This window comes from candidate division KSB1 bacterium (assembly GCA_034506395.1).
Classification (GTDB): domain Bacteria; phylum Zhuqueibacterota; class Zhuqueibacteria; order Thermofontimicrobiales; family Thermofontimicrobiaceae; genus Thermofontimicrobium.
This window is the reverse complement of sequence record JAPDPQ010000005.1, coordinates 19,794-33,488: the sequence shown is the minus strand read 5'-3', so window position 1 is coordinate 33,488 and position 13,695 is coordinate 19,794. Positions and strand designations below refer to the sequence as shown.

The 13,695-nt window shown below is 47.4% G+C and carries 6 protein-coding genes; all 6 read left to right on the top strand.

Annotation, left to right across the window (positions count from 1 at the left end):
* Positions 1-161 precede the first annotated feature (161 nt).
* The 6 genes from ONB37_04705 (at position 162) to ONB37_04680 (ending at position 13,648) form a co-directional block, all read left to right on the top strand.
* Positions 162-3,215, top strand: a complete 3,054-nt coding sequence (locus ONB37_04705; GenBank protein MDZ7399450.1) for a TonB-dependent receptor — start codon at positions 162-164, stop codon at positions 3,213-3,215.
* A gap of 295 nt (positions 3,216-3,510) precedes the next feature.
* Entirely contained in the window at positions 3,511-5,586 is a 2,076-nt protein-coding gene (locus ONB37_04700) for a hypothetical protein (protein MDZ7399449.1), read from the top strand.
* Positions 5,587-5,621: 35 nt separating this feature from the next.
* Positions 5,622-6,659 carry a PorV/PorQ family protein gene (locus ONB37_04695; protein MDZ7399448.1) on the top strand — a complete coding sequence of 346 codons (1,038 nt, stop codon included), beginning with the start codon at positions 5,622-5,624 and terminating at the stop codon, positions 6,657-6,659.
* Positions 6,660-7,239: 580 nt separating this feature from the next.
* A complete protein-coding gene (locus ONB37_04690) occupies positions 7,240-10,386 on the top strand; it encodes a TonB-dependent receptor (protein ID MDZ7399447.1) in 3,147 nt (1,048 codons plus the stop codon).
* An 86-nt stretch (positions 10,387-10,472) separates the two neighbouring features.
* On the top strand, positions 10,473-12,587 hold the full coding sequence (locus tag ONB37_04685) for a fibronectin (protein MDZ7399446.1): 2,115 nt from the start codon (positions 10,473-10,475) through the stop codon (positions 12,585-12,587).
* Positions 12,588-12,625: 38 nt separating this feature from the next.
* On the top strand, positions 12,626-13,648 hold the full coding sequence (locus tag ONB37_04680) for a PorV/PorQ family protein (GenBank protein MDZ7399445.1): 1,023 nt from the start codon (positions 12,626-12,628) through the stop codon (positions 13,646-13,648).
* Positions 13,649-13,695 lie beyond the last annotated feature (47 nt).

The following is a 13,695-nucleotide window of genomic DNA, read 5'->3' as shown; positions in this document are numbered from 1 at the left end:
ATAAAATCAGATATCGAAATGCTTCAGCGCATGAATTATTATACTTTCCTTTCTAACTTTCTTGATATTTGCCTTAATCACTTCAAAGTTTTTGCTACTTTTCAGCCAAAGAATAATTGCTTCATTATTTTTCACCACAATCAATCAGGGAGAACGCAAGTATGAGAAGATCAATTCTTGTTGTTGCCCTTGTTTTTGTTTTTGGCGTGACAGCAATTTATGCTGGAACCACGGGCAAAATAGCTGGAGTCGTCAGTGATGCAGAGAACGGAGCGCCGTTACCTGGTGCCAATGTGGTTATCGAAGGCACGACAATGGGAGCTGCGTCAGGTGTAAATGGGTACTATGTGATCCTCAATATTCCTCCTGGGATCTATACGCTCAAAGCCAGCATGATGGGGTATAGCAGTGTCACGGTTGCGCAAGTTCGGGTGAATATCGATTTGACGACTACAGTGGATTTCAAAATGAAACCTCAGGTGATAATGGGCGAAGAGATTCAGGTGGTAGCTGAGCGCCCAGTGGTGCAAAAAGATGTTTCGGCTAGCCAGGCCAACCTCAACGCCCGAGAGATTCAGTCGCTGCCAGTTGTCAGTGTTGCCAGCGTCGTGGCACTGGAAGCTGGTGTTCGTGGGTTAGAAATTCGCGGCGGAAGTATTGATCAAACGGCTTTCATGGTGAACGGATTCACCTTGCGGGATGAACGTAATAATCAACCTTATACTGCAGTAAGCTATACCGCCATCGATGAAATTCAGATCCAGACCGGCGGTTTCAATGCGGAATACGGGAACATCCGCGCTGGTCTGATTAATGTGGTGACGAAAGAAGGAAAAAAAGATCGCTACCATTTTGGGATGATCACCCGTTACAGCCCGCCAGCGAAAAAGCATTTCGGTCACTCCCCCTCCTCCAGAGAATCCTATTGGATCCGACCTTATGTCGATGATGCGGTGTGTTGGACTGGTACGAAAAACGGCGCATGGGACGAATATACTCAGAAACAGTATGTGGAATTCGAGGGCTGGAATGCAGTCTCTGAGAAGACGCTGAAAGATGACGATCCGAACAATGACCTGACGCCCTCAGCCGCTCAGCAAGTATTCCTCTGGGAGCATCGCAGGAAACTGGATATTACGAAACCAGATTATGACATCGACATGAGTTTTGGAGGACCAGTTCCATTTATTTCCGATCAATTGGGTAATTTAAGGTTCTTTGCTTCATATCGCAATTCCCAAAATATGTATATCGTCCCGCTTTCGCGTGATGCCTATCGCGATTATAGTGGCCAGTTGAAAATCACTTCCGATATTCGACATGGCATGAAATTGACGATTGATGGTCTGCTTGGGCAACAGTCCGGTACTAATGACAACAATTCCGGTGAGCCAGGGATTTTTAGCGATTCTTGGAGCATCGCAAGTGCGCTGAGCAATGGGCCAAAATATATCGATGGTCGTATGTACGGGACTGATTACTGGTGTCCTTCAACTGTGACGCGCAACAGTATCGGCGCGAAACTGACTCATGTCCTGTCCCCGAATACCTTTTACGAGTTGACCATGCAGCGCTTTCAATCGAGATACGATACCAATCCTGGGACGCCGCGGGATACTTCTCGAATCTATAAATTTGGCGATAATTATTATGTCGATGAAGCGCCATTCGGCTATCAACCGGCACCTAGCACTGGGATCGTGGGATTGCGCATGGGCGTTGGCATGAGCAATTCACGCGATAGCAGCCGCGTCACGGTCTATTCCACTCGTTTTGATATCACCAGCCAGGTGAATCGTTACAACAACATTAAGGGTGGATTTGAGTTCGTGTATACAGATAATTATGTCAATTATGCCTCAGTTGATATTTTCCTTCCCAGCGGGCGGTCGCAATCCAAATGGCACACCTTCCCAGTTCGTGCTGCGCTATATGTGCAAGACAAATTAGAGTTCGAGGGGATGATTGCCAATGTCGGTTTGCGAATGGATTATTCTCATGCTGGAGGCGAATGGTATGCTTACGACGATCCTTGGGATCGAGCATTTTCTGCCAAATATTCAATGGGCATCGACACGTTATTGGATAAAAAACCTACCAAGCGGATCGTGAACCTGAGTCCCCGATTGGGAATTGCCTTTCCGATCACCATCGATAGCAAACTTTATTTCAATTACGGGCATTTTCGGCAGCTTCCCACTCCAGAAAATCTCTACTTGTTAAGAAGAGAAACGGCTACGAAATATGTGATGCGGATCGCTAACCCCAATAATCCACTGCCCAAAACGGTTGCTTATGAGCTGGGATATGAACATAATTTGTTCAAGCAATTCCTGTTGCGGTTAGCTGGGTATTATCGAGATTCATCGCTTCAGCCCCGCGCCGTGACATATCAGCGGGATGATGGCACGGTGAACTACTCCGTGAGCAAGCCTTTCAACTATCAGGATACCCGAGGATTTGAGTTAACGCTGCGCAAGAACCGCGGCGATTGGGTGCAAGGATTTATCAATTATACTTACGAAGTTATCACCAGCGGCAATTTTGGGTTCGCTATTTACTCTAATAACCCTGCTGAGATGAGACGGATCGAATCCGAGACGTGGCGCAGTTATCAAGAGAAACCAGTGCCTCAGCCCTATGCGCGTGCAGATCTGGATCTCTTCATGCCGCAAGAGTTCGGTCCGAAATTCATGGGCTTTTACCCGCTGGCTGATTGGCGACTCAATATCTTGGCTACCTGGCGAGCTGGGCGTCATTTTACCTGGACTGGAGGAGGGTCTATTCCAGGTATCGAAAACAATGTGCAATGGCGCGATTATTATAATGTGAATATGAAATTCAGCCGTAATTTCCGCATCGGGAGCGCTGACATTCAATTATTCGTCGATGTGTCCAATGTATTCAATCTAAAATACATGACCAATTACGGTTTTGTCGATTCACAAGATTATATCGCCTACATGAAATCGCTTCATCTGCCAGCTAAGATCGGCGACGAATTGGGTTATGGGAATATCCCAGGAAACGATCGTCCCGGTGATTATCGAACAGTTCCTTATGAACCTTATGATCCAAACGATCCTGATAAGGAACGGCAAAAACGCATCCTTAAGACCAAGGCCTATATCGACATGCCGAACCAGCAATTTTTCACATTTTTAGATCCTCGAGATATTTTCTGGGGGATTCGCGTTTCGTTCGATATCAAGTAGTTGAAAGGGGAGCGTGCGATTCGCCGAGCAAAGTTCATCAACTTGGGCATTATCGAAAAGTGATGTTTCATTGTCGTGACCAATTGTTTTTGATACAGCTTGGACAGGAGCACAGAGCGAGTGAAATAAGATTCTCCTTATTTCATGGGTAATTTTTATCATGCAAATGGCGGAGCGGTTAATCTCAATTATGAGAATCGGAAGACGAATATATTCTCGCATTCGAACCGTTCCTGTCATTGGAGATTGAGTGAGTTTTAACGAGATCGGATCAATCATCAAAATTGAGGAAGCTATGAGAAGAACTAACTTCAAGATCAAAATTGCCAGTTTGGGCCTTATTGTTGGTTTGTTAATAACGCTGCTCATAACGAGCGCCTCGCTGGCCCAATTCGCTGTGAAGTGGATGTCGGTCGGCTCGCTTCACAACTGGTACTCTGAGATTGGCTCTGAAATAGAGCATGGCAATCTCAAGGTTCAACAATGTGGGATGCAATGGGAGGCGATCTATCGGTATCAGGATATGCAGGCTGCTAAGGCGTTGTGGATTGGTGCTAAGAATTTCACGGATGAGAAAGGCGTGTTTTATCCTTATAAGGTGGTTCACGTTGGGCCGAGAGTGACTGGTGCCAATGAATTTTTCCCTATTAAATTTGAAATGTACAGCCGGTTTGAACCGCCCAAAGTAATGGTTGATTTGGTGACGAGTTACGAGAAGCGCGTCGAGAATGATGGCATCGACGAAACCATGAAACCCGATCGGATGATCATCAATGTCACCAATTGTCAGCTTGGCATCACCATGACCCGAAAGATCATGCAATTCAGCCATCCCTACCACGACAATTATATTATTTGCGACTATGTGTTTACTAATACTGGGAATGTGGATGGAGATCCTGAGATCGAACTGCCCAATCAAACGCTGGAGGATGTTTATTTCTTCTTTCAATTTCGTTGGGCAGTGTGTCGCGAGACCCGCTATTTGATCGGCAACGCCACGGGGTGGGGGATCAACTTGATGCTGGATGCGCGTGGGGACGGCGTGATGCCAGATCCTCCCAATGAAAATTTTCGCGCCCAGTTCGGTTGGCACGGCAAATATCCGCCGTTTACGCTATATGATAACATCGGAGCACCGATTTGGAATCCAGCCGGTTCGGCTGGCTACATCAGCGCCGCCGATACCGTGGGTCGGCTGGGTGCAGCGCAGTTCATCGGCGTCGTGACGCTCCACGCCGATCGTTCGGCCACTGATCCCACCGATGATTTCAATCAGCCATCCACGACCACCTACGAGTCGTCTGATGCGCCCAACACTTCTCAGAATGATCCATATAATATTGCTCGAATGGAATCAGAATATGGCTGGATGTCCAAGGGACACATGTCGCCCCGGCATGCATGGAAAGTGGAACCATCGGGCAATTTTGCTGAGCCGAAGGGAGATCCGGCTTTGGGTACACCAGGGGGATTTTCGGCCTGCAATGGCTATGGTCCCTATACATTGCGTCCGGGCGAGAGCATCCACATCGTATGGGCCGAGGCTGCTGCTGGGCTGAGCCGCGAGATGTGCATCGAGATTGGCAAGCAATTTAAGCAAGGAAAGATCAGTGCAAAAACCAAGAATGAATGGGTGCTCAGTGGTCGGGATTCGCTGTTCCAAACTTTTCGGCGTGCGATCGCCAATTATCAGTCTGGCTACAATATTCAGCAACCGCCAAAACCGCCCAAGACATTCATGGTCAATGGTGGCGGCGATCGAATTATGTTATCGTGGGAAGTGTATGAAGAGAATGAACCCGGTCGCAAAGGGTTCGAGATCTATCGCGCCAAGGGTCAATATGACAGCACTTATCAGTTGATCTATCAAGCTGGCCCTAATGAACGCAGTTTCAACGATACCAATCTGGAGCGCGGGGTGTCTTATTTCTATTACATTGTGACAGTGGGGGATGAGATCCCAGCAGATCCAGCATTGAACATCCCAAAGAGCGTCCTGCGCAGCAGCCGCTATTACACGCAGACCTATGATCCAACTAATTTGAAACGTCCACCTGGCGAAGCACTGAGCCAAATTCGCGTGGTGCCGAATCCGTATAATATCTCAGCAGATCCCAACCGGTTGCTATTCCCAGGAGAAGGGGACAAGCTCGCATTTTATAATATCCCTGGGGAATGCACGATAAAAATATACACTGAAACTGGTGAATTGATCAAGACCATCGAGCATACTGATGGTAGTGGGGATGCTTATTGGTTCTGCACGACCGATTACCAGCAGATTGTGGTCAGTGGTGTCTACATTGCCGTGGTGACCGATCACAAAACTGGCAAAAGCCAGATTGTGAAGTTTTTAATCATCCGATAAAAAATGAATAATGAAGAAGCCAAATGGGTACGATTATGAAAAAAATCAGCATTTGCATAGCGATGATTTGGGCCATGGTGATCTGGCTGACTGTGCCAGGGCATGGTCAAAAAGTTCAAAAGTTAGCGCAGACTGGCATGAAGTTCCTTAATGTTACGACAGATGCCAGGATTAGCGGGATGGCAGATGCAGTGACCGCGGTAGAAGGATATTCGACAGCGATGTTCTTGAACCCATCGGCTATGGCAGAGATGCCCCATTTCGCCGATATCTCTTTTGGCAAAGTCGACTGGATTGCGGACATCAAGTATTTTTATGGCAGCGCGGCGTTTAGTCCTTGGAGCGGTCGCTATGGCGTCATTGGGTTCACGATTTTATCCGTAGATTATGGGGATATGATTGGAACCATTCGTGATGATAACGCGGCCAATGAATTGGGGTACGTTGAAACTGGAAGTTTCAGTCCAACAGCCCTGGCGTTTGGCATCGGCTATTCTAAGGCCCTCTCCAGCAAATTTTCTGTGGGCGGCAATGTCAAATATGTGTTCCAGAATATGGGGAGCAGCATCGTGGGCCTGGTTGGTGCTGCTTCAGATGCAAATTATACTCGAAAAAGCTATTCCGCTTCAGTGGCGGCTTTCGACTTCGGGGTGCTTTATAAAACCGGCTTTCGTAGTTTGAATATCGGCATGTGTATCCGAAATTTCTCTAAAGAGGTCCGATATGAGGATGAAAGCTTTCAATTGCCCCTAATTTTCCGAATCGGCGCAGCCATGGATCTGCTGGATATTTATCCGTTCATGAGCAAGGAGTATAGTTCCTTGTTGTTTAGCGTCGATGCCACGCATCCGAGAGATTATCCAGAACAGATCAATGTGGGATTGGAGTATCTGGTGTTCAAGACATTTTCGATCCGTGCTGGCTATTCCGCTCCGAATGATGAATATGGGTTCACCACTGGAATTGGGTTTCAACAGGCGCTCAAAAATTATCGCTTAGCTGTGGATTATGCATACACGCCGTTCGGCGCTTTCAATGCGGTCCATCGCCTGTCCGCCCATTTCTCTTTATAAGCGTGCTGGGCGTTGTTCAGCTAAACGCCTGCATTCATAATAATCGCTTGTCGCAATGGGTTTGAGGCTCGATTGAAATCTGGCATAACGAGAGCGCGATCGAGCCATCGCTGGCCGCGCGATGAAAACGCCGATGAAAGACAAAAATGGGATGAATCGATCATCAGTCAAGAAAAGCAATCACAGACTAGAGTACTGATTCGGATTCGATCAGTCCCTGTATCATTTGATCTTCTGCAATTTGAGTGATTGATGAAACGGATATTGCGGGCAAGTAGAGATTGGTCTTCGGAGCATGGACAATATCAACAACGAGTGTCAAATTAAAATCCATCAAAAATCGCTTGACATGAATTTAAAAATGGTTTATATTTTAGCGGCATGAATCTGGTGGATGGCAACCTGAAGTTTAAATATGTTCATTCGTAACTACAAAAAATCTCTTACAAGCTTTGTTTCTAACCCTCATTTCTCTGCATTGCATGCGATAATTGGCTATCGATGCAATGGAATGCATTTCAATTCTCTAACCGAAAATCATCATCAACTATTTAGGAGATTTTGCATGGGAGAACCAGTTATGAAGCGACTGTTTGTCTTTTTAATGATGACGATGTTGCTCTCAGCTCAAATTGGGCTGGCTGGCGTGACCGGCAAGATTGCTGGCGTTGTCATTGACGCTGATACCAATTTGCCGTTGCCAGGCGTCAACATTGTGGTAAAAGGTACTACTATGGGTGCGGCATCTGATGCTGCTGGGAAATATGTTATCTTAAATGTGCCCCCTGGTACCTACACGCTCACAGCCACCATGATCGGTTATGCCGCACTGAACAAGACCGACGTGCGCGTGTTTATTGATCAAACCACCACGGTTGATTTTCCAATGAAATCTGAAGTGCTGATGGGAGAGGTGGTTACGGTGGTAGCGGAACGTCCTGTGGTTGAGAAGGACGTGGCTGCCAGCAAGAAAAATATCAGTACCGATCAAATCGCCGCTTTGCCAGTGACCAGCGTCAATGAAGTGATGGGACTTCAAGCTGGTATTACGAAGGATTTAAGCATTCGAGGGAGCGGGGCCACTCAAGCGATCTTTATGGTCGATGGCATCGTGCTTCGCGATGAACGTGACAGCAGGCCAATGACGGCAGTACCGCTGAGCGCTGTTCAAGAGATCTCGGTGCAGACTGGTGGTTTTAACGCCGAGTATCAAAATGTCCGTTCAGGTGTCGTCAACGTGGTCACTCGAGAGGGGAGCAGTGACCGCTATAGCGGAACCATTACCTACAAATATCATCCACCATCACCAAAATATTTTGGCATGTCGCCGTACGATCCTAATTTCTACTGGCTACGGCCTTATTTGGACCCGGATGTATGTTGGACCGGCACGAAAAATGGCAACTGGGATCTCTACACCCAGCGACAATATCCTGAGTTCAGTGGCTGGAATGCGGTGGCCGAACGAACGCTTCAGGATGATGATCCCACCAATGACCTGACTCCTGAAGCAGCTCAGCGCATTTTCATATATGAACATCGTAAGCAGGGGGATATTAAAGACCCGGATTATAACGTTGATGGAGGGTTTGGTGGGCCCGTGCCATTCATCGGCAAAGCGTTGGGCAACTTGCGGTTCTATACATCGTTCCGACAAGAGCAGAACATGTATATGATCGAATTGTCGCGCAAAGCGCTGACCAATAAGAGCTGGATGCTGAAATTGAATTCGGACCTGCGGCCAGACATGAAATTGTCACTACTGGGTTTGTATGGCGAGACGTATGCAGTTTCTTCTTCGTTCTCCGGTGGGACCAGTTACATGGAAACTCCTGAGGATATCGCTGAACAGATGATCACTGGAAGTTTTACAACACCAACCCGAATCTATACCAATATCTATTGGTCGCCAACTTCTCGTTTCTATAATACAGTTTCCGCCAAGTTCACCCATACGCTCAGCCCAAATACGTTTTACGAGGTGCAGATGAAGCGCATCGGCAAGAGGTATCATACTGGTCCGGGACGCTATCGCGATCTCACCAAGAAATACGAGGTCTTCCCAGGTTACTTTGAGGATGAGCGACCGTATGGGTTCAGCGAGGTTCCGATTTTCGGAATGGATGGAATTTTTATCATGGGTGGCCCTATCAGCGTGTCTCGGGACTCCAGTAAATTTGCTACCTGGACCGGCCGAGCCGACCTGGTGAGCCAGATCGATAGCAAGAACCAGTTGAAGACTGGAATTGAGTTCGTCTATGACCAATTTGATATGAGTTTTGGGCAGATCAATAAGTATTTGCCTGAAGGAAATACCTGGACAATTATCAAGCAGAATCCGTATCGTGGATCGTTTTATGTTCAGGACAAAATCGAAGTGGGAGGCTTCATCTCCTCGTTGGGATTGATCATGGAATATAGCAACCCGAATGGCAAGTGGTATGATGTGACACCGTACGAGCGCGGTTATTTCTCCAGCAAATTCGTGCCAGAAGACGAAGCGCGCTATAAGACCAAAAACGTTAAGGGTCGTTTTACGGTGAGCCCGCGCTTGGCCATTTCGCACCCGATTACGGTGAATTCAAAATTATATTTTAACTATGGCCACTATCGTCAAATGCCGACCTCGGAGCTCTACTATCGCAACCAACGCGCGCTCACTGGCCAAATCGATTATTTCGGCGACCCCACGATTCCTTTGGCCAAGACCGTCTCCTATGAATTAGGATACGATCATGCCATTTTAAAAGACTACCTGTTCCATTTATCCGCCTATTATAAGGACATCACGGATCAGGAGGCCTGGGTTCGTTACATTAGCTTCGATGGCAAAGTCAATTACTATAAGCTCACCAACAACAATTACGAAGATATTCGCGGCTTTGAGGTGGACATTTACAAATCCACGGGCCGATGGTTCTATGGAGATCTCAATTATGAATATCGGGTTGGGACATCTGGGTATTTTGGTGTCAGGGAGAACTACGAGAACCCAGCTGATCAGCGAGATTATTTAAGAAAGAACCCGCAGCAATCCAAGCCGCGTCCGCGACCGCGGTTCAAAGCCTATCTGGATTTCCATACCCCGACCGATCTTGGCGGAGAGGTCATGGGAATTCGGCCATGGAGCGACTGGCATCTGCTATTGTTAGGTAACTGGACCGGCGGGCTGTGGGATACGTGGAATCCCAATAGTGTGCCAGGAATTCAATATAACGTTCGCTGGACCTCCACCTATAATGTTGACCTCAAATTGTCCAAGAGTTTCCTATTCAATCGCTTTGAAGTGAAGTTGTTTATGGATGTCTATAATGTTTTCAACCTGAAGCATTTCTCGCGGTTGTCGTTTGTGAATGTTTATGATCGAAACTACTATATGCAATCGCTGCATCTCCCAGCAAAAATTGCCGATAGGTTGGGATATGGCAACATCCCTGGCAACGATCGGCCTGGCGATTATCGAAAAACTGGGGTGGAATACCAACCGATGGAATGGGTGGCCGATTACACGCAGTTACGCAATCCCAATCCGCGGGTGATCTACTATGATGCGGCAACCAAAACCTATGTGCAGTATCAGAACGACAGTTGGCAAGAGGTTGAGAAAAAGCGGTTGAATAAAATTCTGGAAGACAAAGCTTACATCGATATGCCGAACCAAACCTCGTTCACCTTTCTCAATCCGAGAAGTGTTTTCTTCGGTATTAATGTGAATTTCAATTTTTAAATTTGAAAAGACCTGGTCGGTGATGTTTGCCGACCAGGTCGCTCAATCGATGGGTTCAGTCAAACAATTAAATTAGAGGAAGCAGTATGACGCAAAGGAATAAATTCACCCGAATTTCGATCCTGCTGCTTGTGATATGTTGCATCAGCACCATGGTGTTTGCCGATGAAACCAAATGGCTGGCAGTAGGCATGTTGCATGATTGGTTCTCCAGCATGGGCTGCGAAGTTGAGGTGGGACGTCGACATCTGGTCTCCGACCAGCAGGACGGACTGCGTTGGCCAGCTCAATTCAATTGGCAGGATTGCAAGGCTGCCAAGGCGCTTTGGATCGGAGCTAAAAATTATTACGATCCTCTGGTCAATAAAACCTTCGACTATAAGGTCGTCCATGTTGGGCCTCGCGTGAGCGACGAAAAGAATGAATCGATTCCCGTTATTTTCAAATTGCTTGGCCGTTACGATCGGCCTCGAGTTTATGTGGACGGCATTCCTGCTGGCTTCTTGGATTATATGGATTTTGTCGATGAAGTGGATCCCAATCTTGTAACTGATCGAATTCTTTATAATGTGGTTAATTTTTCGATCGGGATTACGGAATATCGGAAAGTCTATGCCTTTAGCCAGCAATATCATGACAATTACTTTATCACCGATTACGTATTCAAGAACACAGGGATTATCGACAACAAGGGTACCGTTTATCAGCAGACGCTCAATGACGTCGTGTTCTTCTTTCAGTATCGCTATACCGCAGCTCGGGAGACCGGGCCTTATGGCTATTACTATTTGCCGCAATCCTCTGCTTGGGGCCATTGTACCATGAACGATACCATGCTGGTCTATGATCCGCTCTCTGGTACGCCTTATTTGAGTGAATTCTCATGGACTGGCCGGCATTCCAAGGCATCGTTCGATTGTGTGGGTGGACCCAATGGGAAGGCTGGCGGCGATGGTCATTTAGGTGCCGCCCAGTATGTGGGCAACCTGGTGCTTCATGCTGATAAATCCGCAAAAGATAAATCTCACGATCCAAATCAGCCCACTACCACGCAGTTCCTTGGTTCAGATGTTCCCATCACCTCTGGCAATGACCAGTTCAATCCTGCAAAGATGGCGGAGGAATATGCGGCGATGACGGCTGGGCATCCTCCGATCATGCACGCTGACGCTGTCGGCGATGGTTTTGCCGATGTTTGGGGCAATACACCAGGCGGATTCTCGCATTGCCTTGGATTCGGCCCATATACTCTGGAACCTGGTGATAGCATCCATCTGGTGATCGCGGAGGGAATCTCGGGCTTATGTCGCGATTCCTGCTACACCATCGGTGCCAGATGGCTGGCAGGACAGGGCCCATTCAAGCTGCCGAATGGTTCAACGACAAACAATAAAGATGAATACAAGAACGCCTGGGTTTACACTGGCAGAGATTCATTATACAAGACATTCCAGCGGGCTATAATGAACTATAATTTGAATTACCAGATCCCATTGCCGCCGCCACCGCCAGATCTATTCGAAGTGAATTCTGGTGGCGATCGCATTATGCTATCGTGGTCGAATAATGCCGAATCGTTCCCAGGTTTTGCCGGGTATCGCATCTATCGCGCCATTCATAAAGCAGATACGACTTATCAGGAGATTTTTGCTTGTGGGAAAGGCACCGATCATCCGCAGATTGTGAATGAATTTGCTGACAAGACCGCCCAGCGGGGCTTCGATTATTACTATTACATCGTTTCATTTAGCGATGGTACTACCAATAATACCCCAGCGAATCCGGGCGGCCCACTTCAAAGCAGCATGTTCTACACCAGAACTAATACCCCAGCAAAATTGAAACGACAATCTGGACAAAATCTGGAAGCGATCCGTGTCGTTCCAAATCCATACAACATCAAAGCTCGGGATCTGCAATATGGGATCAGCGGCCCGGATCGAATCATGTTTCTGGACATTCCGCCGTTCTGCACGATTAAGATTTTCACCGAACGAGGCGACCTGATCTACACGATCGAGCATACCGACGGTAGCGGCGACGCGGAATGGAACTCGATAACCTCTTCCCGGCAGGTGGTCGTCAGTGGAGTTTACATCGCCCACTTCGAAGTGACCGAGGATTACTATGATTCGCAGACTGGCGAATTGTTGTTCAAAAAGGGTGATAGTGCCATTCGCAAATTTGTGATCATTCGATAACCAGAAGAATGTTAAAACATTTTAGGAGACATGATACAATGAAACAAAACTTGCTCATTTGCTTGATCGTTATGCTGGCGGTGGGATTATATCAAACCCAGAGCTTCAGCGCGGATAAAAAATTGGCTCAAACCGGTTTTCAATTTCTCAGTGTGGCAACTGAAGCTCGTGCCGCCGCCATGGGCGAAGCGTTCACCACGGTGCCAGGCAACTCGCTCTCGCTGTTCCATAATCCAGCCAATCTCCCATTGATGAACACGTTTTTAGATCTCTCCGTGAATCAGAATAAATGGTTCGCTGATATGGTCCATTATTCGGCCAGCATTGCCTTGAATCCAGCTTATGGTAAATATGGCACCTTCGGGTTCACCGTGATGTCGGTCGATTACGGCGAGTTCCTGGGCACTCGGGTGGATCCGACTACAGAAAAAGGTTTCATCGATACCGGAACGTTCAGCCCTTCTGCTTTCGCTTTTGGCATCGGCTATGGTAAGGCGTTGACCGATCGTTTCTCGGTTGGCGGCCACATCCGTTACGTCAGCCAAAAGCTGGGCAGCAGCGTGGTGCCAGTGGGAGAGGTGAGTGAAGGGATCACGAAAACCGTCAATAATGATTTGAGCACTTTCTCCATCGATTTCGGTACCATTTATCGAACTGGGTTCAAAAGCCTGGTGTTTGGCATGACGGTGCGCAACTTCTCCCAGGAAGTGAAATTTGAATCTGAAGGGTTCCAGTTGCCGCTGACTTTCAAAATGGGCATCTCGATGAATGTGTTCGACCTGTTCATGGAGCCAAACGCACCACATTCGCTGCTTGTCTCTATCGACGCGATTCATCCTCGCGACTATTCCGAGCAGTTGAACTTCGGGGCTGAATATATGATGATGAACATGCTGGCGCTGCGACTTGGTTATATGTACAATCGCGACGAAGAGGATCTTAGCGCTGGCTTTGGCGTGCAGAAAAAATTCGGCGATCGGATGATCGCCCTGGATTATTCATATACTCCGTTCGGCGTGTTCGATAATGTCCAACGGGTCTCATTCCGATTGTCACTTTAATAGAAAACTGAGAATATTCGAAAATATATTTGCAAAGGAGCGAACCG